Genomic DNA, 24867 nt, shown 5'->3' on the forward strand with positions numbered 1-24867 from the left:
CTTGCGCCTTTAGAGCATAACCTTTTGGTTCCGCTTGTCAACAAAATATTGCGCCAGGGACCCTGCCGCGGTGCGGGCAGGCGCTGAAATCATCTTGACACGGTTTCAGGGTTCTTTTATAGCTTTATATAGGAAATCAGACGCCCCACATGCTGACAAGAGAGGGCGTCGACATACGAAACGGAACCCCCGGCAGACGTCATCTGCCGGGGTTCCGATCTATGCTCAAGGACGGAGACAATTCCATGAAAAAAAATGCGAAGAAAAAACCGACGATTGCCATTCTGACCGGTGGTGGGGACGTCCCCGGCCTGAATCCCTGCATCAAGACGCTGGTATATCGGGCCGCGAGCGAAGGGATTCAGACCTTCGGTATCCGACGGGGATGGGCCGGGATACTCAATTATAATCCGGATAATCCCAAGGCCTCCAAGGGCTGGGTCCAGAAACTTACGCCCGCGGAGGTCCGCACCATCGACCGTTCCGGAGGGACCTATCTCCACACCTCAAGGACCAATCCAAGCGCTGTCAAGGAAAAGGATGTCCCTGAATTTCTCAGGAGTGAATTTAAGGAGGGAGATTTGGCCCATGATTTCACCTCCCACTGCATCAGGGGCCTCGAACATCTCGGGGTTGACGCCGTAATCCCGATCGGCGGGGACGATACCTTGAGTTTCGCAGAACGGCTCCACAAAGAAGGCTTCCCCGTCATTGCCATCCCTAAGACCATGGACAACGATGTCTTCGGCACCGATTACTGTATCGGGTTTTCCACTGCCGTGACCCGCGGGGTAAGCTTTATCCATGCCCTCCGGACATGCACCGGTTCCCATGAGCGGATAGCGGTGATCGAACTCTTCGGGCGGTACTGCGGGGAGACCTCCCTGATATCGGCCTACCTGGCCGGAGTCGACCGGGCCATCATCTCCGAGGTCCCCTTCGAACCAGAGAAACTGGCCCACCTGATCATGAAAGACAAGAAGGACAACCCGAAAAATTATGCCATGATCACCATATCCGAGGGCGCCAGGATCATCGGCGGGGACATGTTCCTCTCGGGTGAATGCGATGCCTTCGGACATCGGCGTCTCGGCGGTATCGGCGAAGAAACAGGCGCCATTTTAAAGACACTGACCGGTCAGGACGTGCTCAATCAGCGGCTGTCTTACCTCATGAGGAGCGGGTCTCCAGACTCCCTGGACCTCATGGTCGCCGTCAACTTCGCCAACATGTCCATCGACCTTTTTCTGAAGAAGACTTTCGGCCGGCTGGTGGCCCTGACCAACGGGAACTATGTGGACATCCCCCTGAGCAGCATTACCACAGGCCAGAAGCGGGTGGACGTGCGTGAACTCTACGACATTGCGGAATACCGCCCCAAGGTAAGGCATGTGAGCGGTAAGCCCATGTTTTTGTATTGAGATGTAACAAAAAAAGCTAAAGCAGGTAGTCTGGAGAGCCTCAAGCTGAAAGGGCAGGAATTGCGATATCAACTTCTGCTTTCACACTTCACACTTCATACTTGTTTTCCGGATTGGAGCAACACCTCATGCCTTTTACTGAAGACCGAAAACAGACGCGCCAGATCCATGTGGGCAATGTCCCGATCGGCGGAAATGCGCCCATTGCGGTGCAGTCCATGACCAACACCGATACCCGGGATGTCTTTGCCACGGTCCATCAGATCGAGCGGCTCTCAGGGGCCGGGTGCGAGATAATCCGGCTGGCCATCCCCGACGAGGAGGCCGTGACCGCCTTCGGTCTTATCCGGGGAAAGGTGGATGTTCCGCTTATCGCCGATATTCATTTTGATCACCGTCTGGCCCTGGGCGTCCTGAAGGCCGGGGCCGACGGGCTCAGGATCAACCCGGGCAATATCGGGACCCGCAACGCGGTGGAAAAGGTGGTCCGGGCGGCCCGGGAACGGGAGGCCCCGATCCGGATCGGGGTCAACGGGGGATCCCTCCACAAAGATATTCTCGCCAGATACGGAGGGCCTACGCCTGAGGCCATGGTCGAAAGCGCCATGGAACATATCCGATTCCTGGAGTCGATGGACTTCGGCCTGATGAAGATATCCCTGAAATCATCCCATGTGAAGAATACGATTCGCGCATATGAGCTACTGAGTGAACGGGTCGATTATCCCCTCCACCTGGGCGTTACAGAGGCGGGCGGCCTGATCGCCGGCACCGTGAAAAGCGCCATCGGGATAGGGTATCTTCTGGCAGAAGGGATCGGGGACACCTTCCGCGTCTCCCTGACCCGCGACCCGGTGGAGGAGGTCCGGGTGGCCTATGAGATCCTGAGAAGTCTTGAACTCCGGTCCCGGGGGCCCGAGATTATCTCCTGCCCCACCTGCGGCCGGTGCGAGATCGACCTTTTTTCGTTGGTCGAACAGGTGGAAAATGCCCTTTCGAACATGACGGCCTCCCCAAAAATCGCCATCATGGGCTGTGTGGTCAACGGCCCGGGTGAGGCCAGGGAGGCCGACATCGGCATAGCAGGGGGGAGGGGGCAGGGGATCTTGTTTAGAAAGGGAAAGGTAGTGCGGAAGATTCCGGAGAACCAGTTGGCCGAGGTGCTCATCGAGGAGGTCCGGCAACTGGCAGGATAAACCACGACCTGTGGCAAGGCGTTTTAAAAGGTTTATGCGCATGCCCGCAACCAATCCCGCCCAGGCGGGACTCACACAAAGCCACGAAGCCACAAAGAGGTTATATTTTCGGCTGTTCACATGAATCATTTCTGTTCTTCTTCGTGCGTCTCTGTGTGAGATATTTTTGATTCCGGTTGATCCGGTTAGGGAGGAAATTTAGAAACCATCATGCGATATACAAGCTATTTCATACCCACCCACAAGGAGGTCCCGTCGGACGCAGAGGTTATCAGCCACCAACTCATGGTCCGGGCCGGCATGATCCGCAAACTGACCTCCGGGACCTATACCTATCTGCCTTCAGGCCTCCGTGCCATTCGGAAGGTGGAGGCGATCATCCGGGAAGAGATGAACCGGGCCGGCGCCATCGAGATCCTCATGCCTGCTGTCCAGCCGGCAGAGTTGTGGCAGGAGAGCGGCAGGTGGGAACACTATGGCCGGGAGCTGTTGCGATTCACGGACCGGCACGATCGGGAGGCCTGTTTCGGCCCTACCCACGAGGAGGTGGTTACCGACCTGGTGCGGAAGGAAATCCACTCTTACAAGCAGATGCCGATCAATCTCTACCAGATTCAAACCAAGTTCAGGGATGAGATACGGCCCAGATTCGGGCTCATGCGGGCCCGTGAATTTATCATGAAAGACGCCTACAGTTTTGATGTGGACGAGGAAGGGGCCAACCGAAGTTATGAGGCCATGTACGAGGCCTACACCAGAATATTTCGGCGTTGCGGTCTCTGGTTCAGGGCGGTGGAGGCGGATACCGGCACCATCGGCGGGAGTTATTCCCATGAATTCATGGTCCTGGCAGAAACCGGGGAAGACCAGATTGTCAACTGCACCCGATGTGCCTATGCGGCCAATCTTGAGAGAGCTGAGGTCCGCACCGCCGACACCCCCCATTCTCCGGAAGACGATCCCCTGCGCCCGCTCACAGAGGTTTCGACCCCCGGCATGCGGACAGTGGAAGAGGTCACCGCGTTTCTCTCTGTTTCCCCGGATCAGCTTGTGAAAACGCTCATCCTTGCCGTCGATGACCAGCCGGTTGCCGTTCTGATCAGGGGGGATCATGACCTCAATGAGGCCAAGCTGAGGAACCTCCTGGGTGCCCAAACCGTTGAGCTGGCCCCGGAACATATGATTGAAGAGGCCACGGCCGCACCCGTCGGGTTTGCCGGTCCGGTCGGTCTCAAGGTGAAGATCGTGGCCGATGCCGCGGTCAAGGCCATGAGAAACTTTGTCACGGGCGGAAACAGGAAGGACCTCCATCAGATAAACGTCAATCTTGAAAGGGATTTTCAGGTACACCAATTCGGCGATCTGCGCGTTATCACCCCCGGGGATCGATGCCCCAGGTGCGGGGAGGCCGTTGAATTCGGAAGGGGTATCGAGGTAGGACATATCTTCAAGCTGGGGACCAAGTACACCCGGGCCCTCAATGCCGTGTTCCTGAACCGTGAGGGCAAGGAGTCGCCCATTATCATGGGATGCTACGGCATCGGCGTCGGCAGGACCGTGGCAGCGGCTATCGAGCAGAACCACGACGCAGACGGCATCCTCTTTCCCATCCCGATCGCACCATTTGAAGTGACGGTCCTTCCCCTTCAGATGCACGACTCAAAGGTGGTGGAAACAGCAGAGAAGATCCATGCAGAGCTGACCGGTCACGGGATAGACACACTCCTCGATGACAGAGACGAACGGGCCGGATTTAAATTCAACGACGCCGACCTGCTCGGTATCCCGGTACGGGTGACCGTAGGGGCCAAAGGGCTCAAAAACGGGGAGGTGGAGATCAAACTGCGCTCGGAAACCGAAAGCGCGTTCGTCCCTGTTGACGCGGCACTATCTTCTGTCAGGCAGAAAGTGAAATCCCTCTATGATTCGATTGAATGATATCACCTCTCTGGTCCAGAACTACCATCCAAAAGCAGATATCGAACTCGTAGAGAAGGCCTATGTGTTTTCAGCCAAGGCCCATCAGGGCCAGATCCGCCTTTCCGGAGAACCCTATCTCTCCCATCCGTTAGAGGCCGCCTACATCCTTGCCCAGCTCAAGATGGACGTGGTCTGCATTGCGGCCGGCCTCCTCCACGATGCCGTCGAAGACAGCGATGCCAGTCTGGAAGAGATAAGGGAACTCTTCGGCGAGGAGACCGCTACCATCGTGGACGGCGTCACCAAGATCAGCAAGATGAAATTTGTGAGCAAAGAGCAGCGTCAGGCCGAGAATGTGCGCAAAATGATCCTTGCCATGTCCACGGATATTCGCGTCATTCTGGTCAAGCTGGCCGATCGTCTTCACAACATGCGGACCCTGGGATTCCAGTCGGAGACGAAACAGATCCGCATCGCCACTGAAACCCTCGATATCTATGCCCCGCTGGCAGGAAGGATGGGTATCAACTGGATCAAGTCGAGTCTGGAAGACCTCTGTCTGTATTACCTGGAACCTGAAATCTATGCCAAGATCAAGGATGCTACGGCTCAGAGACGGGGAGAGATGGAGAAATTCATGGCCGAGGTCAAAGAGATCCTCTCTGTCAAATTGCAGGAGGCCAACATCCAGGTGACCATCAAGGCCAGGCAGAAGCATTTTTACAGCATCTATAAAAAAATGCTGGATCAGGACCTTAACGTCAATCAGGTCTACGATATCCTGGCATTTCGGGTCATCGTCAACTCCATCAAGGAATGTTATGAGGTCCTGGGAAATATCCATTCCATCTGGAAGCCGGTCCCGGGAAGATTCAAGGACTATATCTCGGTGCCCAAGGCCAACATGTATCAGTCCCTCCATACCACGGTGATCGGGCCCCTGGGTCAGCGGATGGAGATCCAGATCAGGACATGGGAGATGAACCGGGTGGCCGAATCGGGGATTGCCGCCCACTGGAGATACAAGGAGGGATCCATTGCCACCAAGGCTGACCAAAAGCAGTTCACCTGGCTGCAGCAGCTCCTGGACTGGCAGAAAAACCTGAAGGACCCGCAGGAGTTCCTGGAATCCGTCAAGATGGACCTCTTCCCGGATGACGTGTATGTCTTTACTCCGAGGGGAGAGGTAAAATCCTTCCCCAAAGGGGCGACCATCATCGATTTTGCCTACAGCATCCACTCCGAGGTTGGGGAAAAGTGCATAGGGGCCAGGGTCAACGGCAAGATGGTGCCCCTTCGCTACCAGCTCAGAAACGGCAACATCGTCGAAATCACCACGTCTGCCAAACAACACCCGAATAAAGACTGGCTCAAGTTCGTCAAGACATCGAGGGCCAAGACCAAGATCAGGCAATGGATCCGCACAGAGGAAAGAGAAGAGGGCATCAACTTAGGGAGGACCATTCTCGAAAAAGCCCTTCAGCAGGAGGGGCTGAGACAGATCAATGTCTTTAAGAGCGAACAGATTGAGGCCATTGCCAAAGAGCTTTCTTTCCATTCGGTCGAGGACATGATTGCACAGATCGGTTTTGGCAAGACCTCGCCGAGGCAGGTGGTGGGTCGCCTCAAGCCCAGGCTGGATATTCGGACCGACAGATCACAGGGTCTTGTAAGCAAGATGGTCAGCCGGTTCAAACGTCCCAGGACCGACCACGGAATCAAGGTAAACGGGGTAAGCGACATGCTTATCCATTTTGCCAAGTGCTGTTCTCCCCTACCCGGTGAACGGGTGGTGGGATTCATCACCCGGGGACGGGGAATCACCGTCCATCTGCAGTCGTGCGGGCATGTCCAGAAGGCCGATCCGGACAGGCTGGTTCCAATATCGTGGGATGAAGCGGGAAAAGAGGCCTACCCTGCGACCCTGAGGGTGACCAGCGTGGAGAGAAAGGGAATCCTGGCTGAAATCAGCACGATTATCAGCCAGAAAGACGCCAATATCATCCATGCCGAAATCAAGACGACCGTGGACAATAAGGGCATCTCAGTGTTCACTCTTGAGGTGGAAAACTACAAACAGCTGCAGGATATTGTGAGCGCCATCAAAAAGGTAAAAAACGTGTTGATTGTAGAGAGGCTCTAAGCCGAGGCAACCCTCTCCTTTGACGGTTTCACCACCAGCCCCGACCGGATGCAGCTGGTACATGCCTTTATCCTGACGGCCTGCCCATTGATGACACATCGGACACTCTGGAGGTTGGGGAGCCAGCGCTTTTTGGTCTTGTTGTGGGCGTGACTAACACTATATCCTGTTACCGGCCTTTTGCCGCAGATTTCGCATACTCTTGACATGGGTGTCTCCTTGGTGCATTCAGAATTTTTAAGAATTTTATAATTTATTTGATATTGAAATAGATATCAAGTATTTTTTTTATCATGCCTTAGATGTGACACACCCTCAAACATCCTTTGGTCATACGCAACGCCGAAAAAGACGCCAAGATAAGAGAGATGAGACCCCTGAATTCGCCGATAAACATTTTTTCCGGAGGACATGCACATTGATTACATCCCAAGGAAGGCCAGAGGACGCCCTCCTATCACCCGATCTCAACCGTCTGCCGGACACCCTGCGCCATATCCATCTCATGGGCATCTGCGGGACAGGGATGGCATCCCTGGCCGGAATGCTGAAAGATAAAGGATATCGGATCACCGGTTCGGATCAGAATGTCTATCCTCCCATGAGCCTCTTTCTCGAATCGCTTCAGATCAAGGTATGTAACGGGTATCACGGGAAAAACCTCCATCCCGAACCGGACCTGGTGATTGTGGGCAACGTGATCACCCGAAAAAATCCCGAGGCCGTCGCCCTCTCTTCCCTCGGGCTCCCCTACCTCTCCTTTCCCCAGGCCATCGGGCACTTCGCACTGAAGGACCGGCAATCCATTGTCGTCAGCGGGACCCACGGAAAGACCACGACCTCCGCCCTCATTGCATGGATGCTGGAAAAGGCGGGCATGGACCCGGGATTCATGATCGGGGGGATCCCCGGTAATTTCGGGAAAAATTACAAGACAGGCAGCGGCCCCTATTTTGTGATAGAAGGGGATGAATACGACACCGCGTTTTTCGATAAGGGCCCTAAATTCCTCCATTATCGTCCATGGGTGACCATACTGACCGGTATCGAATTCGACCACGGAGATATCTATCGTGATCTGGAGCATGTGATCGAAAGTTTCCGCAAGCTGATCGGGCTGATCCCGGCCGACGGACTTCTCATTGCCAATGGAGACGATGAGATTGTCAGGCAGGAAAGCGAGGGGGCCGCGTGCCGGACAGAGACCTATGGATATACCGGGGACAATCAATGGCGTGCCGAACACATCTCTGTCCAAGAGGCCTTCACCAGGCTGACCATCGCCACAGAAAGGGAAGCGGTGCCCTTTACCACCTCCCTCTATGGCCGGCATAATATCTCCAACCTCCTTTCAGCCGTTGTCCTGGGTCGCTTTCTGAAGATACCCTGGACGACCCTTGAGGAGGCAGCCAGGACCTTTCGAGGTGTCAAGCGGCGGCAGGAGATCATCGGGGAACAAAACGGGGTCCTGATATTGGATGATTTTGCCCACCACCCTACCGCGGTGAGGGAGACCCTTCAAGCGGTCAGGGATAAATACAGTGACCGGCGTCTCCTCGCTGTTTTTGAACCCCGTTCAAATACCAGCAGGCGGAATATCTTCCAGGACCGCTATGCCCGCTCATTTGATGCAGCGGACCGGGTCTTCATCCCCGAGCCCCCTTTAATGGACGGCATATCGGTTGAGGAACGTTTTTCGTCACGCAAACTGGTCTCAGATCTAAACAGTCGCGGCCTTGAGGCCTCCTATCATGAAACCACGGACAATCTGTTAAGGGCCTTGATTCAACAGGTCCGATCCGGGGATGTGATCCTGATCATGTCCAACGGCGGGTTTGATAACCTCAATCAGCGGTTGCTTAAGGCACTCGAGTAGTTATAGATGGCTTCCGCGTTCCGAGTTCCAAGTTCCGCGTTCGCAAAAATGACTGACAAAAGGAGTCCCCATGAACTACACTCTCTCCCGGGTCGGTACGGGTATGGGCGTAGGCTGGTTCGAGTGTCTACCGGAACCGAAACCCACATTCGAGGAGGCCGTCCTCTACAGCAGAGAACATCCGAACGACCTGTTTATGCGCAGACATCTTCTGAGCATACTTCGGGACATTGAGCCCACCAAAATGACGGCGCTTATCCGGAATGCCCGCAACAGCGACATGCACCTCCTCGCCCTTGTCTATGAAGCCTGCTTTCTGAATACGCGATTCGACCCCCTGAAAGCGCATTTTCAGGGTGTGGATCTTGAAAAACTGGCTGGATATACGCCGCTGGTCGTTATCCCGTCATCATTAAACGAAAAAGCGGATCAGAACTTTTACTGGCGCAAACAATTTTCCGCAAACGCAAATCTCCTCCGACCCCTCCCCTCCCCGGATGAGGAGGCCAAGTTCCTCCTTCCTTTTTCACGGAAGGCGATTCAACAGTGGCGAAGAGGGGTGGTCTCTCTCAAGGATATTGCCTCGCCGTCGGCAATACATCGGGCAGTTCCTGATGGTCCGCCCCTTAAGGAAATCACCAAATTACTGAGGAACAGACTGGAGCAGTTGGGTATCCTGACCGGCTGGGATACGCGGACCGAGGCCACACTCAGTCCTTTCGCAATAGAAAGGCCGTGGAATCTTCATATAAGCGTCGATGACCGGAGAAATCTATGGCAGTTGTCCGGGACCCAGACCGGATACGGCCGGGGAATCAATATCTCCCATGCCCGCATGTCGTGTCTCATGGAGATCGTTGAACGCTATTCGGCTTTTGCAAGTATTGCATCTGGCCGGGTCCTGGGATACCGGAAAGACTACCACCTTATTCAGGGATCCTACGATGATCTTGTGGCCAAAGGACTCAAGGCGGTCAAGCCGGATGATATGTGTCTGGAGGCACCCTATCGGGGACAGTCATTATCATGGATCGAGGCCGAGCTCGGGCCAGGGGACCAGACAGAGGTCGTCCATGTCCCGGCGCAGATGGTCTTCCTCTTCTCCAACCTGGATGAGATCAGCCTGACCAGCGGCCTTTCGTCCAACGGCCTGGCAGCAGGCAGCACCCCGGAAGGGGCCAGGCTCTCGGCCCTCTTGGAGGTCATTGAAAGAGACGCGGAAAAGGTGGTCCCCTATACCAAGGAAAGGTCCTTCCTCTTGAGGTCCGATGACAGGAAGGTGAGCGACATCCTGGACGCCTGCGGCCAGAAAGGGATCCAGATCCAGGTCCTCGACATCACGCCGGAAATGGGAATCCCCTGCTATAAGGCCTTTGTCCAGGGACCTGGGGGTGTTATCCTGAAAGGGACCGGGGCGCACCTGGACGGAAAACGCGCACTCCTTTCCGCCTTAACGGAGATCCCCTACCCCTATCCCTACTGGTTCGGGTCCATGCCTGCACCCGAAGGACTCGACTTCGTGGACTATGAAGATCTCCCGGATTACGCCTCGGGCGATCCTTCCAGAGATCTTGCCTTCCTGGAAAAACTCTTGTCCCTGAACGGCTACACCCCGGTTTACGTGGATCTGACAAGAGAGGATCTGGGAATCCCGGTCGTCAAGGCCCTGGTCCCGGGCCTCGAGATCATGACCGTCCTGGACCGGTTTTCCCCATTGGGGCTGCGCCAGTTCGGCCATTATCTGCTAAGAACTCGGAAAAATGAATAGCATACAACCCCATTTTGTCCAGGCGTTCAACCACCACACACGGGCAAGCGCGTAGTGCGGTCTATCTGCACAAATAACACGGGAATTATAGCCCCGCCTGCTTGAACAGCCTGGCCACATCGAGTGAATTGACCATATCCGTAAAGATCTCGCCCATGAGGGTGTCTGCACTGTCGCGCCCGATGACCTTGTAGCGTTTGGCCTCTCCATTGATGAACTGGGTTGCAACTGCACCCCGCTCCCCGGTTAGTCTGGCCTCATAACTCATTTTGGCCAGCCACTCGCGCCCGGCCAGGTCGAGTGAGAATGTTTTCAGGACAATTTCCAGACCAGGCACTCCCGCGGTCTTGTCTGAGAGTACCCTCACGCCTGACCGCGCCAGTCGTCTTGTAAAGGCCTCTCTCATAAGGGTAGGGACCTGGAAGATTCCGACGCTCGTTCCCTTCTGGTCAGGTTCCGCAACCTTTAAGGCAACACTGTTGGAAAACCCCTTGAACTCCTCATGGGCCCCTTTCCCCAGGATTGACTTGTCTGAACGCCGGTCCTCAATGGTCAAAGCTACGGCGCGTCCCTTTAAAGTATCAGACTGCGTCGGGAGCGTGTACCGGACCTGCAATTCGGGGATGGTCGTGGCGCACGAGACCATGCCCATCAAAATCAGCAGGGCCGGCAAATTCCTGACGACGCTCCCCGGCCATGTTCGACATATTCTTTTCACGGGTCTATCCTCCCTTTCGATTGGCGATTGGCGATTGAGTATTGAAAAACCTGCAATCCCCAATCCCGCAACTCGGCATTCCGGCATCCTCGATAATCCTACAGAAGGATACCCATATGTCAAGCAAAAGCCTCCCCTTCTATTCCGACAGGTGCGCCTCCAGGCCCACAACCACGCCACAATCTTCCGAAATGGATCCAACCTGCCCTTTTGTGAGGCTCCCAAGCCTCCACCTCCCCCGGGTATGGGTGCCGCTCTCCCACGATCCTCGAGGCTTGCAAGCCGCTCACACAGAAAGGAATGCATAAGAGTTGGAATCCATTCTATCTATAACTGCCGGGTAGAAGCCGCTGACACAGAACCATGGACTATTTCACGCCCCGGGACAAATTTTCCTTTGATGTCTTCCTCATATAGTCATCCAGGGCGGCGTGGAGGGTCTCTTCGGCCAGACGGGCGCAGTGGAGGTGATCAGACGGGAGCCCGCCCACGGAACGCTGGATCAGGTCGGCATCTATCTCGAGGATCTCGTCCGGATGTCTTCCCCTGGCCAGGTCCGCGGCGGAAGATACGCAGTTGAAGCTGTAGGCGCATCCATCGGTCCAGTGGGAGGTCTTTTCGACATGGTCCCCTTTGAATTTCAGACATACCTCCATGGTATCCCCGCAGGTTCCGGTGATGCGCGCCTTTCCGTCAGGATCCTTCACGTGGGGGGACAGCCAGAAATAGATGCCGACCCATAGCCCGACGATCACAAAAAGGATCAGGGCGACAATAAAAAACCAGAGTATATACTCTATCATGGTGCCTTTGCCAAGGGTTTGGGAATTTGAAAATGTTCATGGCCTTACAACTCAACGGCTTACGATTTGCCCGCAGTTTACACCAGAAACAATCCGATGGTCGAGGGGAAAAAGGAGGCGTTTCAAACCCCCGAAAAGGAGGGCGTCTGCCCCGCCTGTGCCCCCTTATATATTCCAACATTTTCCTTGACACTCAAGCATGGCATGTGGCATGTAACAAATTTCACAAAAGGGGTCAATTCTTGTAAGCAAATGTAGTTTCTAACAAACACCGAACCGGTCAACAAGCAGGAGATAAACATCATGAGTCAAGAAAAACCAAAAGGTCCTGTCCTGGTTGTGGGCGGCGGGATCGCCGGGATTCAGGCGGCCCTTTCCCTCAGTGATGCAGGCCATGGCGTCCATCTCATAGAACACACGGGCACATTGGGCGGCATGATCCCCAAACTTCACCGGATCTATCCCCTCTGCGCATGTTGCAAGGTGGATCCGAGGATCGCCGCGTGTGAACAGGATCCCAACATCAACGTCATGGCCAATGCCCGCGTCTCCGGCATTTCCGGGGAAATGGGCAATTTTAGTGTCTCCCTTGAGACAGAGGAAGGGAAAAAGGAACTGAAAGCCGGCGCCGTGGTTCTTGCCGCAGGGATCGACACATTCGATCCCTCAGCGCACCAGACCTATTCCTACGGAGAACTTCCCAACGTGGTCACCAGCGTGCAATATGAGCAGATACAGAAGCCGCTGGGACCCGGAAAAGGGATGCTTCAACGGCCCTCGGACGGCAAGGCCCCGAAAAAAATCGCCTGGCTCCAGTGTGTGGGCTCCAGAGACATCAACCAGTGCGATGCGCCCTACTGCTCTTCTGTCTGCTGCATGTACGCCCTCAAGGAGGCGGTCAATTCCAAAGATGTTGATGAGGAGATAGAAACCACTATCTTCTACATGGATATGAGGACTCCCGGTAAGGGCTACGAAGACTATCTGAACACCGCCGTTGACAAAGGCGTCCGTCTGATCCGCAGCCGGGTTCACACCGTAGACGAGGTTCCTGAAGGGGATGATCTCCTGATTGCCTACGCGGACGAGAGCGGTCACCTCCAAAAGGAGACCTTTGACATGGTGGTCCTCTCGGTAGGGATCCGTCCGGCCAAAGCCGCAGCCGAGGCCGCCGGACAGATGGGCGTCCGGCTGACCGACGACATGTTCGTGGACGTGGAACCCTTTCAACCGGTCTCCACCAATGTCCCCGGCATCTTTGTCTGCGGCGGGATCAGCGGTCCTCATGACATCGCCCAGTCCATGATACAGGCCACTGCCACTGTCTCTGAAATTGCATCCATCCTGACGCCTGAATCTTTTTCCCCTCCGAAGGCATACCCGGCCGTGTTGGACATGGAAGACAAGGAACCTCAGGCACTGCTGGCCTATCACCTCTGTCCGGGCATGGCCCCGGATCTGGGGAAGGAGTTGGAGGCCTGCGGCATGAAGACCCCGGGCATCAAGGCCGTCTCCCGGGTCGAGGGAGACATCATCAATGCCCTCGTTGACCAGCTGAAGAAGAGCGGGGCCAACCGGCTGGTCTTTGCCAGTTGCACACCCGTCATTCATAAGCCCCTGATCGAGGAGGCCTTGAGGATGGCAGGCCTTAATCCCTATCTTTATGACCTGGTCGACCTGAGGGTGATGGATCCCGAGACCGCCACAGCCCAGATTCAGGACCGGATCCGTATGGGAGCGGCCCGCGCGCTTCTCATCTCGCCACCGGCCTTGAGGGAAATCCCGGTGGTCAAGAGCGCCCTGGTGGTGGGGGCCGGGGTGACCGGTATGGAAAGCGCGCTGGCTCTTGCCAGGGAGGGGTATCCCGTTACTCTGGTAGAAAAGGAAAAGGAGATCGGCGGCCATGGCCGGCACGTGCGCGCGACCTGGCAGGGATACGACGCCCAGGAGTATCTCAAGGGGCTCATCGCTGCGGTCCGGAATGACCCGAACATCACCCTGATGACCGAGACACGGGTCAGGGAAAACCGGGGGGTTGCCGGAAATTTTGTGACCACCCTTGAGCAGAAGGGAAAGGCCGTAGAGGTTTCCCACGGCGTTACCCTTCTCGCCTCGGGAGGCGATCCCACCCGGCCCAAGGAATACCTCCTGGGAGAGCATCCCAATGTCTACATCTGGTCGGATCTGGAGCAAAAGCTGCTGGAAGACCCCGCCGCCATTGAAAAGGCCCAAAGTGCGGTCTTCATCCAGTGCGTAGGCTCCCGGGAGCCAGGCTGTCCCCACTGCAGCAACATCTGCTGTACATTTTCAGTGCGGGCCGCTGTCGACCTGAAGTCCAAAAACCCGGACATGAATATCTATATCCTGTATCGGGACATCCGCACGGTCGGAGAAAGGGAGACGCTTTACCGGGAGGCGCGGTCAAAAGGGGTCATCTTTATCCGGTACACGACAGACAACAAGCCGGTGGTGACGCCCGGGCCCGATGGGAACAGCCTCCGCGTGGTGGCATATGATCCGGTCCTCCAGAAATCGATCGCCCTGGAAGCGGATTTCGTCTCCCTCCAGACGGCCATTGTGGGAACCGGCACCCCGGAGCTGGCCGATATCTTCAGGGTCAATTTAGACCCGAACGGCTTTTTTGCCGAATCTCCTGAAAAGCTGAAACCGCTTGACGCAACCGAAAAAGGGGTCTATGTGGCCGGTCTTGCGGGCTATCCCAAGGATACCATGGAGAGCATCGCCCAGGCCAAGGCTGCGTCTGCCAGGGCACTGGAAATCCTTACCCGGAATACCCTCCAGGTCGGGGGACTGGTGGCCGAGGTCCTGACGGAAAAATGCGCCGTGTGCTGCACCTGCGTCCGGACATGCCCGTTTCACGTACCGGTGATCGACCATGACCGGGGGGCCGCTTTCATCGATCCCGGTCTTTGCCGGGGGTGCGGCATGTGCGTGGCCGAGTGTCCCGGAAAGGCCATCGTCATGGGCACCTGCAGCGACCCGATGCTGACCCGGGCCCCGTCGATCCTTTTGGCAAATTAGCGAAGGGATAGGAGACACCCCTATTGGTGGCTACTAACTCTTTAATCATCAATCGAAAATCATCAATCGAAAATATCAAAGGGAGATGGTAGCATGAATGACTTCAAACCCCGAATACTCGCCTTCTGCTGTTCCAACTGCGCATCGTCTGCCGCAACAGTCGCCGAAGGCATGAAAAAGGCCCTGCCGAACAACGTCAAGGTGGTTCAAGTCCCCTGCACCGGCCGGATCGAGATCCTGCACCTCCTCAAACCCTTTGAAGAGGGTGCGGACGGTGTTTACGTGGCCGGATGTCAGGAAGACAGTTGTCAATATATGGACGGCATTGCCAAGGCGGCCAAGCGGGTCGACCAGGTCAAAAAAATGCTGGAGGAACTCGATATCGAACCGGACAGGATTCGCCTGTTTCATCTCAGTGCCGGCAAGGGTCAGGAGTATGTGGAAGCCGCCTGTGACATGGTCGATAAGGTTAAGGCATTAGGCCCTTTCCTGCGGGCATAAACCCCTAAAACGCTGCGAGGAACGAACAATGATTGTTGCACAACCAAAACCCATCAGGGAAATTCTTGAAATGGTAAAAGATTTCAGGAAAATCCTTGTCGTTGGATGCAAGGGCTGCGTGACCGTGTGTAATGTGGGGGGGGCCAAAGAGGTGGGTATTCTGGCGGCCTCCCTGAGGATTGCGAGAAAGCGGAGCGGCCATGCGATCCAGGTGGATGAACACACCCTGGAACGGCAGTGCGATCCGGAATATATCGCTGAACTGAAGGATATCGTCGGGGATTACGATGCGGTCATTTCCATTGCCTGCGGCGTCGGTCCCCAGTTTCTTTCAGAGAGATATCCTTCCACCAGGGTCTTCCCTGGGGTCAATACCCAGTTTATGGGAGGGGCCGAGGCGCACGGCGTATGGTCCGAGAGATGCGCCGGCTGCGGGACCTGCGTGGTTCACTACTTTGGCGGGCTCTGCCCCATCGCCCGGTGTTCCAAGAGCCTTCTCAATGGTCCCTGCGGCGGCTCTTCCCATGGAAAATGCGAGATCTCCAATGAAGTGGAATGCATCTGGGACACCATTGTCAACAAGATGACGGAGCAGGGGCGGCTGAACGAACTTCTTGAATTCAGGCCGCCGAAAAGCTGGACCACAGCCAGGGACGGCGGACCGAGGAAAATGATTAGGGAGGAACTGGTGAAATGAGCGACTACAAATCAGGAAGCAATCTGGAAAAGGTCTTGAGGTCCGGACAGTTCGCTTTTACCGGTGAGTGCGGTCCCCCCCAGGGCGCCAACGTGGAACACCTCAGGGAAAAGGCCCGGCACCTGAAGGGGGTGGTGGACGCCGTCAATGTCACGGACAATCAGACCGCGGTGGTCCGCATGTCCAGTTGGGCCGCATCCCTTATTCTTGTCCAGGAAGGGATCGAACCCAATTTTCAGATGGTCTGCCGCGACCGCAACCGGCTGGCCATCCAGAGCGATATCCTGGGCGTCTATTCATTGGGCATCCGGAACATGCTCTGTCTTTCCGGGGATCATCAGAAGTTCGGGAATCATCCCGATGCCAAGAATGTCTTTGACATCGACTCGATGCAATTGATCCATACGGTCAAGACCATGAGGGACGACGGGAAATTCCTGAACGGCCAGGAGGTGGACGTGCCTCCCAGGCTCTTTATCGGCGCGGCCTCCAACCCCTTTGCAGAACCCTTTGATTTCCGGGTGTACCGGCTGGCCAAGAAGATCGCTGCCGGAGCGGATTTTGTCCAGACCCAATGCATCTACAACATGGATAAGTTCAGGGAATTCATGAAGCGGGCCGTGGACATGGGCCTTCACGAGAAATGTTACATCCTGGCGGGGGTGACGCCCATGAAGAGCGTCGGTATGGCCCTCTATATGGCCAAACAGGTCCCCGGCATGGATGTCCCCGACAGCCTGATCCAGCGTCTTCGCGGGGCCGGAAAGGGAAAGGCGGCAGAAGAGGGCATCAAATTTGCACTGGAACAGATCGAGGAATTCAAGGAGATGAAAGGGGTAGCGGGCGTCCACCTCATGGCCATCGAATGGGAACACAAAGTACCCGAAATCGCCGAACGAGCGGGGGTCCTTCCGAGACCGGTGGTGTAAGAGAGGCGCAAGGTGCAAGGCGTAAGGCGCGGGGTATGAGGCGCCGGGTGCGAGAGGGGTGAGCGCTTCAGCGGCTAAGCTGTTGAGCTGTTGAGACGTGCATCCGCTTATCAGCCATCAGCGATGAGCTATCAGCGATAGCTTGTCGGCGCAAGACGTGTGGGTATCGGGTGGGTTGTGCCCGCAGGATCCTTCGATGATCGCTCCTGCGGGCTTTTTTTCTTGAATTTCCGATAAAAACATCCATAATAAACAGTCATGACAACAGGGTATGCCGTCCCCGCGCCTGAGACCAGGAACTGGTTTCAGTTAATGGTTATCGGGAAAATCATAAGCCGGTGAGATAACAATATAACCGATAACTGGCGTGAAACGCATTTCCGTTGCAAAATGGGTTCCATCCCTAAATTCCCCAATTCGGGATCCCTCAATAGATCGACGATCCTAAGACCCCTATGATTATCACAACGACAAGCGGACAGCGATTCGACACGGACCGGGACCTCACGGCAGGCGAACGCCATGTTCTCCAGAAGCTGTTCCTCTGGGAAGCCATGGCTTCCTCGCTACAGGAATTCAGAGAAAAGAAGAAAGCAGCTCTGTCAAAGGGATGGAACAATTCCGGCCCCGTAGACCAGAGCGAGGCACTGAAAAAGATTATTCTTGATCTGGAAGCAAAGGTCGCCCTTCGCCTGAAGACCTCATGAGGAACACCACGTGAAAGCACCCCCTCTGAAATCAGATTCAGCCGCACGTGATCCTGCCAGCCTATTCCGTGGAGAACAGGCAGATCACCCCCTGCGCGTGGCCATCGTCGGAGGAGGGAGGGCGTGCTGCAACCTGCTCAAGGTCCTGAATGCGAACCATCTGTCACGACTCAAAATGGTGATACTGGGCGTCGCCGATATCCATCCTGACGCTCCCGGTCTTCTCTACGCACGTGAACTGGGCCTTTTTACCACAAGCGATTTCCGTCATCTCCTGGACCTGAAGGGACTTAACCTGCTCATCGAGCTGACCGGATCATCTGATGTGAGAGAAGAAATTTTCAGGATCGTGCCCCCGAACATCTCCATCATGGACCACATGGGGGCCAGATTGCTTTGGGATCTCGTCCAGATGGAGGAGGAGAGGATCCGGCTGGAAAGTGAACGTCAGGAACAGGATGAAAAGGAAAAGCGGTATTCTCAGGTCATCCTCGATTCACTTCCCTACCGAATTATGGTGGTCAACATGGACATGACCGTGGAAACGGTCAATCAGACCTTTCTTCAGGAATTTCATCTCACAAAAGAGGATATCCTTGGAAAGCATTGCTATGAGGTGCGCTATGGCCTCGACCGGCCCTGTGGAGAGATAGGGCAAGCCTGCTATCTGGAAGATCTGAAGGAGATGAAAACCGAAAACAAGCTCATCAGCATCATCCGGGAGTTTAAGAATCAGAAGGGAGAAGAATGTTTTGATGTGATTACCACGGCCCCGATCTACAATGAGCAGGGTGAGATGGTCCAGTTGCTGGAGGCATCCAGAGATGTCACGCAACGGATCAAATTGGAAAAGGAGGCCCAGAAATCCAATATCTTTTTTCAAAACGTCATCCAGAGCGCTGTGGACGGGATCGTTGTGGTGGATACCAAGGGAAATGTGCTCATTTTTAACGAGGGGATGGAAAACCTGACCGGCTATACGGCCGAGGAGATCATGGACCATGGTCATCTGAGCAGTTTCTACGACATCGATGTGGCCAAGGAAAACATGAGAAAGATGCGCAGCGACCAGCACGGTCCTGTGGGCAAACTCAATCCGACCAGCATGTCTGTGACCACCAAAGAAGGTGAGGAGATTCCGGTCACATTGACCGCCTCCATCATCACCATCGGCAACAGGGAAATCGGCAGTGTCGGAGTATTTACGGATATGCGGGAGGTACTCCAGATGCGGAAAGAGCTAGAGGATGCCCATCTCCAACTGGTCCAGTCTGAAAAAATCGCCTCTGTGGGGCGAATGGCGGCAGGAGTTGCCCACGAAATCAATAATCCTCTAGCCGGGGCCTTGATATATGCGGAACTGCTCAAGGAAAGGCTCTCGGACGATCCCCAGGCCCAAAACGATATCCAGGAGGTGATTCATCAGACCCTCCGATGCAAACGGATAGTATCCGAACTCCTTGAATTCAGCAGACAATCCATTGGGCAGACATCTTCCTTCAGTCTGGACTACCTCATCGGCCAGTGTTTGAATCTCCTGGTGAACCAGGCCCTTTTCCACAACATCCGGGTAATCACGGACATAGAACCGGACATGCCCGAAATGGTAGGCGATATCGGTCAATTGCAACAGGTCTTTACCAACCTCTTCATCAACGCGGCCGATGCCATGGAGGGAAAGGGGCTGTTGACGATCTCTGCCCGCTATCAGACTGACCCCCCCCCCCGCTTTATCATCAAAGTGTCCGATACCGGGCCTGGAATTCCGATCGAGATGAGAGATAAAATATTCGACATCTTCTTTACGACCAAACCCGTGGGCAAGGGCACCGGGCTCGGTCTGAGCATTACCCGGAACATTGTTCAACTTCACGGGGGGACCATGAGCATTGAGTGTCCTCCCGGCGGGGGGACCTCCTTTATTATTGAACTCCCTTTGGAATTTACAGAGACCCCGCCGGCCGAACCCGTTTTTCTGGGAGTGGATGAATCATGAACGAGACAATCAATATCCTGGTGGTTGACGATGAAAAGGCGATCAGGGATGGGTGTCAACGCGTGTTGACCGGGAAGGGCTACCAGGTCGTCACCGCTGAAAACGGTCGGATCGCCATGGATATCCTTTCCTCCAGCCCCATCGACATCGTACTTCTCGACCTCAAGATGCCGGTCATGGGGGGCGAAGAACTCCTTGAAATGGTTCGTAAGACATACCCGGACATCCCGGTGATCATCATTACAGGCCACGGGACCGTGGACACGGCCGTCATCTGCATGAAAAACGGGGCCTATGATTTCATTACCAAGCCATTTCAGATCGACCAGTTTCTCCTCACCATTACACGGGCCGCTGAAAAAAGACGCCTGGAGCAGAAGGCGACCCAGTTGAAAGAGGAGAACATGCAGAACCTCTATGACCTCAACCTGGAAAAAAGCCGCCTTAAAACCATTATCAACCAGATGGCCAATGGGGTCATGGTTACCAACCGCAATCTGGAGGTGGTGCTCCACAATCCGGCGCTCATGCGCTTGATGGAGATCTCAAGCCTGTCCGAAGGGCCGGTTCCCATTTCAGGAATCATCACCGATAACTCCCTGATAGATACACTTAAACAGATCCTCGGCGGCGAATCGGCCCAGGCGGAATCCGTTTCACAGGAGATCCAGGCAGGGAAAAATGTCTTGAGGGCCATTTCCGCCCCTGCCTTGGGTCCCAACAACGCCGTTGCCGGAACAGTTACTGTCATGGAAGACATTACCGCCTACAAGCAGCTTGACGAAATGAAATCAGACTTTGTCAATATGGTGGCACATGAGCTCCGCAGCCCCCTGGTTTCCATCCGGCAGATCAACAGCATCCTTATAGAAGGATTGGCAGGGCCCTTGGATGAAAAACAGGAAGGGTTTGTCAAGCGAGGGATGAACAAGATTGACTCCCTCCTTGAATTGATTAATGATCTTCTCGATGTGGCAAAGATCGAGGCGGGAAAAATGGTCCAGCATCGGGTCCCCACCGACATGGGGCAGATCATAGAAGAGATCGTGGCCTTGATGGGACCGAGGGCCCAGGAACAGAAAATCCATCTCACCCATTCGTGCGAAGGGCTGAAGCCGGTTCTGGCCGACCCCAAGAACATGGAAGAGGTTATCAATAATCTCGTGAGCAATGCCATCAACTATTCGCCCGAAGGGGGTCGGGTAACGATTACTGCGCGGGGTCTGGCCGAATACATGGAAATCAGGGTCGAAGATACGGGCGTAGGGATCTCTCCTGAGGAACTCCCCAAGATCTTCGATAAATTCTACCGGGTCAAACATCCCAAGACCCGTCAGGTCATGGGCACGGGGCTTGGCCTGGCCATTGTCAAGGGGGTGGTCGAGGCCCATTGCGGCACCATCGACGTGGAGAGCGTCTTGGACAAAGGAACCACTTTCCGGGTCCTCCTCCCGATGATTGTTTGAGCTGGATGCTGGCTTATTGGGTTCAGGATCCCTGTTTCCCGTGCTCCGGGTCGTTGACGGATAACTGACAACCGATAATTGATAACGATTTCTTACGACCAACGCCTTGCGGCTCGCACCTGAAAACTTTAGCGCACTTTAGGCACTTTAGGCACTTTCCTTGAAAATGACAAACACCCAAAACATCCATCAGGTGCTGGTCGTGGATGACGAATCCGTGGTCCGAACCGGCATCTGCAGAGTACTGAGCGAAAAGGGAATAGGGGCAACACCGGCGGCCGGCGGTGAGGAGGCCCTGGATTATCTGAAAACCCGTCCGATAGACCTCGTGCTGCTGGACATTCGGATGCCGGATATGGACGGCATGGCCGTCCTCAAACAGATTCGCACCGCATACCCCGACACGGATGTGATCATGATCACCGGCTATCCGACCATCGACTCGGCGGTCCGCTGCACCAAACTGGGGGCACTGGACTATCTGGTGAAACCCTTCCGACTGGATGATCTGGAGGCGGCCCTTCAGAAGGCAAACCTGGGTCGTGCCTCATCTCAAAAACATACCGTTGTCAATCACGGCCTCAAGATAGATTCGGAAGAGCATCTCATCATCGGCCAGAGCCGCCCCATGAAGCGGATATTCGACAAGATCCTCAAGGTGGCGCCCACCGACAGCACCGTCCTGATAACGGGTGAAAGCGGCACGGGCAAGGAGCTGGTGGCCCAGGCCATCCATGCCAAGAGCCTTCGCAAAGAACGGGAATTCGTTGCAGTCGATTGCTCTTCCCTTGTGGAAACCCTCCTCGAAAGCGAGCTGTTCGGACATGTCAAAGGTTCTTTCACCGGGGCCCACCAGACCAAACACGGCTTTTTTGAACTGGCGAATCACGGCACCTTCTTCTTTGACGAAGTGGCAAACTTGAGCCTGAATATCCAGGCCAAGCTCCTCAGGGTGATTCAGGAGCGGGAGTTCATGAAGGTCGGGGATCAACAGAAGATCAATCTCGATATCCGGATCGTCTCAGCCTCCAACAGTGAGCTTACAGAATCGATCCGAAAGGGAACGTTCAGGGAGGATCTGTATTACCGGTTGAGCGTGGTGCCGATACATCTTCCCCCGCTCAGGGAAAGAAGGGAGGATATCCCTCTCCTCATCCGCCACTATATCGACAAATTGAGCCGTAAAATGAAGAAATCGCGCCTGGAAGTATCCTCAGAGGCCATGGATATCCTGTCGGAGTATGCCTGGCCAGGCAATGTAAGGGAACTGGAACATACCATGGAACGAATCCTCATCCTTGAGGATACCGATATGATACGGGCCGCGAACCTGCCGACGTTTATCACCCAGAGACAGGGAGATCTACAGATGTTTTCCGAAGAGCCTTTCTCTCTGGAGCAATTGGAGAAAAAATATATCGCCTTTGTGCTCAAGCGAACCAAAGGAAAAAAGACCGAGGCAGCCGACATCCTCGGGATCAACCGCAAGACCCTGGCGGCCAAGATCAAGAAGTTCGGCATTGAGTGAAGCAGGCGCCTTCAATAGGCATCAAGTTTAACGTCAGGGATAGAGATAGTGTTTCCAGTCTCCCTGGCAACGTCTGATCCCGTGAAGAGTCGACGTTCAAGGGTTTATTTCCTCAGTTGTTACGACCGTTAATTTTACCTTATTTCCGGTTAGTTAGCCCTCCGCCACACCTTTCGCTTGCAATTGAATTTTAAAGGATGTCCCGTTGCCCGTAAATGCAAAGATGTAAAGATATTGTCAGTGCCCTATTTTGCCTCGATCCTCTTGGAAAACCTAAACACCTTACCGCGTCCCCATTCTCACATTCTCACGAAAGCAGATGAAAGAACGTATCTTGGCCCTACAGCGAGCCGCGTTGACAACCGAACAATCGGGTAAAATGGAAAAATCCAACCGAAAATGACGCTAAAGAAAAAACACTTGACAGCGGCCATGCCTAACGTATATGTTGAACATCGTTCCATGTAATGAAACGATGTTTGTTGAACAGAAGGAATGCAGTGTGGGAAATACAAAGACAGGGGCACTTGCAAAGGCCCTCCAGGTCATTGAGCTACTAAGCAGGAATCCAAAAGGGTTGGCTCTCGTTGATATGAGCAAGACACTTGGCTTTCCGAAAAGCACAATTCATCACATGTTGCAGCCCCTTCTCCTAAACGATTACATCTCGCAGGACGATGACACAAAAAAGTATTCCTTAGGATTGCGGTTCCTGGAAATATCGTCAAGGATCCTGGCAGATTTTGATATTAGGGAGAGGGCCAGAAGATATCTGATCCAGCTCCACGAGAAGTGCCATGAGGTTGTCCATCTATATCTTTTAAGGAATGGCAAAATTGTCTGTATTGACAAGATGGGTGCGGCCGCAGGAGGACTCTCTATCTCGTCCTATGTGGGGTGGTCCACCGAGCCGCATGCCTCTGCTGCAGGGAAAGTGCTTCTTTCCCAGTTAACCAATGAAGAGATTGGGGAAATCTACCCCGATGGCCTGCTAAAGCCTTATGGAAAAAACACCATCACTAATTTGAATCAGCTGTTCAAGGAACTGGCATTGGTGCGAAAGCGCGGATATGCCATTGATGATGAGGAATATTATGAGGGCGTTCGGTGTATCGGTGTGCCTGTTAGATCAAGAGGACATATTGTTGCGAGCATAAGCGTTACAGGTTCCATCTTCAGCATGACCATGAAAAGAATCGAGGCGGGGCTCATTGACTTGGTTAGGGAGACCGGCGAAAGCATCTCAAGAGAGCTGAGCAATGTGCCTGTAGGATCTGTTTGATTGGGTAAATGCCGTTTCATATTATGAAACAGCATTCGAGGTCGATGGAGATAGAGGGATTGATGAAAGAAGTCCGCATTCATGGCAGAGGAGGACAGGGCTCTTTGGTCCTTGCCCAGTTCATGGCGATTGCCGCCTTGGAAGACGGTAAGTATGGACAGGCATTCCCTTTTCTCGGTGGCGGTGGTGAGAGAAGAGGCAAGGCCATTATGGCCTTTTGCAGATTAGATGACAAGCCAATCAGACTGAGGTGCAGAGTGGAAGAGCCTGATTGCGTGATTATTCAGGATCCCACCATCGTCAGGGAGATCGACGTAACGTCGGGACTCAGAGAGGGAGGGCTTATCCTTGTAAACACAGACAAAGACCCTTCAACTCTAGGCCTGTCAATACCTTTTTCTCAAATCTACACCATTTCGGCCGATGAAATGGCACGGTCTATCTTAGGTTCCCCCATAATTAATACAGCCCTATTGGGGGCATTTTCCGGCTTAACCAAGGCCCTGACCCTTGACGCCGCGCTCAAGGCTGTCATGAAAAGATTCCCCGGCGATTTGGGTCATAAAAATGCTCTCATCGTAAGAAAAAGCCATGAGAGCATGGTAGAGCGATTATCATGAAAATAGCATTGGGAGGCGTTGTCAGGGGAGGAACATCCCTGGCCTACGAGACCGGAACCTGGAGAGACCGAAAGCCTATCATCGATTATGATCTGTGCAAAGGATGCGGCGTCTGCGAAGAGGTTTGCCCGGATAATGTCATTCATGATGTAAACGGGGTGTATGCCATTGACTACGGATATTGCAAAGGCTGCGGTCTGTGCGCCTATGAATGCCATGTGAATGCAATTGAGATGATTTTCGAGGCGAAATGA

At 54.4% G+C, this 24867-nt stretch carries 20 protein-coding genes; 17 read left to right on the plus strand and 3 right to left on the minus strand.

Annotated elements, in window-relative coordinates:
- The first annotated feature begins 245 nt into the window (after positions 1-245).
- The 4 genes from K9N21_07105 (at position 246) to K9N21_07120 (ending at position 6680) form a co-directional block, all read left to right on the plus strand.
- Positions 246-1421 (plus strand): 6-phosphofructokinase, encoded by a 1176-nt coding sequence (locus K9N21_07105; GenBank protein ID MCF8143669.1) that lies wholly within the window; start codon positions 246-248, stop codon positions 1419-1421.
- A gap of 128 nt (positions 1422-1549) precedes the next feature.
- Positions 1550-2617 carry a flavodoxin-dependent (E)-4-hydroxy-3-methylbut-2-enyl-diphosphate synthase gene (ispG, locus tag K9N21_07110; protein ID MCF8143670.1) on the plus strand — a complete coding sequence of 356 codons (1068 nt, stop codon included), beginning with the start codon at positions 1550-1552 and terminating at the stop codon, positions 2615-2617.
- 210 nt (positions 2618-2827) lie between these two features.
- Positions 2828-4555, plus strand: coding sequence for a proline--tRNA ligase (locus K9N21_07115; protein ID MCF8143671.1), 1728 nt, complete (start codon positions 2828-2830; stop codon positions 4553-4555).
- Complete coding sequence (locus tag K9N21_07120) at positions 4539-6680, plus strand: bifunctional (p)ppGpp synthetase/guanosine-3',5'-bis(diphosphate) 3'-pyrophosphohydrolase (GenBank protein MCF8143672.1); 2142 nt, start codon at positions 4539-4541, stop codon at positions 6678-6680. Before K9N21_07115 ends, K9N21_07120 begins: the two co-directional genes overlap by 17 nt.
- Here the strand turns inward: K9N21_07120 and rpmB are convergent.
- Positions 6677-6889, minus strand: a complete 213-nt coding sequence (gene rpmB / locus K9N21_07125) for a 50S ribosomal protein L28 (GenBank protein ID MCF8143673.1) — start codon at positions 6887-6889, stop codon at positions 6677-6679. The two genes, K9N21_07120 and rpmB, sit on opposite strands and share 4 nt — an antisense overlap.
- A gap of 296 nt (positions 6890-7185) precedes the next feature.
- Between rpmB and mpl the strand changes: the two genes are divergently transcribed.
- Together mpl and K9N21_07135 are read left to right on the plus strand one after the other, a co-directional pair.
- Positions 7186-8556: a UDP-N-acetylmuramate:L-alanyl-gamma-D-glutamyl-meso-diaminopimelate ligase gene (mpl, locus tag K9N21_07130; protein ID MCF8143674.1), complete on the plus strand. Its 1371-nt coding sequence runs from the start codon at positions 7186-7188 to the stop codon at positions 8554-8556.
- A 70-nt stretch (positions 8557-8626) separates the two neighbouring features.
- Positions 8627-10324: a YcaO-like family protein gene (locus tag K9N21_07135; GenBank protein ID MCF8143675.1), complete on the plus strand. Its 1698-nt coding sequence runs from the start codon at positions 8627-8629 to the stop codon at positions 10322-10324.
- A gap of 85 nt (positions 10325-10409) precedes the next feature.
- Here the strand turns inward: K9N21_07135 and K9N21_07140 are convergent, their stop codons facing one another.
- Together K9N21_07140 and K9N21_07145 are read right to left on the minus strand one after the other, a co-directional pair.
- Complete coding sequence (locus K9N21_07140) at positions 10410-11042, minus strand: hypothetical protein (protein MCF8143676.1); 633 nt, start codon at positions 11040-11042, stop codon at positions 10410-10412.
- Positions 11043-11410: 368 nt separating this feature from the next.
- Positions 11411-11845: an iron-sulfur cluster assembly scaffold protein gene (locus tag K9N21_07145; GenBank protein ID MCF8143677.1), complete on the minus strand. Its 435-nt coding sequence runs from the start codon at positions 11843-11845 to the stop codon at positions 11411-11413.
- Between the two features lie 303 nt (positions 11846-12148).
- Here K9N21_07145 and K9N21_07150 point away from each other — a divergent pair, with 303 nt between their 5' ends.
- The 11 genes from K9N21_07150 (at position 12149) to K9N21_07200 (ending at position 24867) form a co-directional block, all read left to right on the plus strand.
- Complete coding sequence (locus tag K9N21_07150) at positions 12149-14887, plus strand: FAD-dependent oxidoreductase (protein MCF8143678.1); 2739 nt, start codon at positions 12149-12151, stop codon at positions 14885-14887.
- 93 nt (positions 14888-14980) lie between these two features.
- Positions 14981-15388 (plus strand): hydrogenase iron-sulfur subunit, encoded by a 408-nt coding sequence (locus tag K9N21_07155; GenBank protein ID MCF8143679.1) that lies wholly within the window; start codon positions 14981-14983, stop codon positions 15386-15388.
- A 28-nt stretch (positions 15389-15416) separates the two neighbouring features.
- Entirely contained in the window at positions 15417-16085 is a 669-nt protein-coding gene (locus tag K9N21_07160) for a methylenetetrahydrofolate reductase C-terminal domain-containing protein (protein ID MCF8143680.1), read from the plus strand.
- Positions 16082-17014 carry a methylenetetrahydrofolate reductase gene (locus tag K9N21_07165; protein MCF8143681.1) on the plus strand — a complete coding sequence of 311 codons (933 nt, stop codon included), beginning with the start codon at positions 16082-16084 and terminating at the stop codon, positions 17012-17014. The genes K9N21_07160 and K9N21_07165 overlap by 4 nt, the downstream gene beginning before the upstream one ends.
- Before the next feature lie 455 nt (positions 17015-17469).
- On the plus strand, positions 17470-17721 hold the full coding sequence (locus K9N21_07170) for a hypothetical protein (GenBank protein MCF8143682.1): 252 nt from the start codon (positions 17470-17472) through the stop codon (positions 17719-17721).
- A 10-nt stretch (positions 17722-17731) separates the two neighbouring features.
- Positions 17732-19717 carry a PAS domain S-box protein gene (locus tag K9N21_07175; GenBank protein ID MCF8143683.1) on the plus strand — a complete coding sequence of 662 codons (1986 nt, stop codon included), beginning with the start codon at positions 17732-17734 and terminating at the stop codon, positions 19715-19717.
- Positions 19714-21183 carry a response regulator gene (locus tag K9N21_07180; GenBank protein MCF8143684.1) on the plus strand — a complete coding sequence of 490 codons (1470 nt, stop codon included), beginning with the start codon at positions 19714-19716 and terminating at the stop codon, positions 21181-21183. The genes K9N21_07175 and K9N21_07180 overlap by 4 nt, the downstream gene beginning before the upstream one ends.
- A 166-nt stretch (positions 21184-21349) precedes the next feature.
- Positions 21350-22711: a sigma-54 dependent transcriptional regulator gene (locus K9N21_07185; GenBank protein ID MCF8143685.1), complete on the plus strand. Its 1362-nt coding sequence runs from the start codon at positions 21350-21352 to the stop codon at positions 22709-22711.
- A 475-nt stretch (positions 22712-23186) separates the two neighbouring features.
- Complete coding sequence (locus K9N21_07190; protein ID MCF8143686.1) at positions 23187-23993, plus strand: IclR family transcriptional regulator; 807 nt, start codon at positions 23187-23189, stop codon at positions 23991-23993.
- A 62-nt stretch (positions 23994-24055) separates the two neighbouring features.
- The gene (locus K9N21_07195; protein ID MCF8143687.1) at positions 24056-24613 is read left to right on the plus strand and encodes a 2-oxoacid:acceptor oxidoreductase family protein; all 558 of its coding nucleotides are present in this window, start codon (positions 24056-24058) and stop codon (positions 24611-24613) included.
- Positions 24610-24867, plus strand: coding sequence for a 4Fe-4S binding protein (locus tag K9N21_07200; protein MCF8143688.1), 258 nt, complete (start codon positions 24610-24612; stop codon positions 24865-24867). The genes K9N21_07195 and K9N21_07200 overlap by 4 nt, the downstream gene beginning before the upstream one ends.

The sequence above is a fragment of the Deltaproteobacteria bacterium genome, from assembly GCA_021737785.1.
Taxonomy (GTDB): Bacteria; Desulfobacterota; DSM-4660; order Desulfatiglandales; family Desulfatiglandaceae; genus AUK324.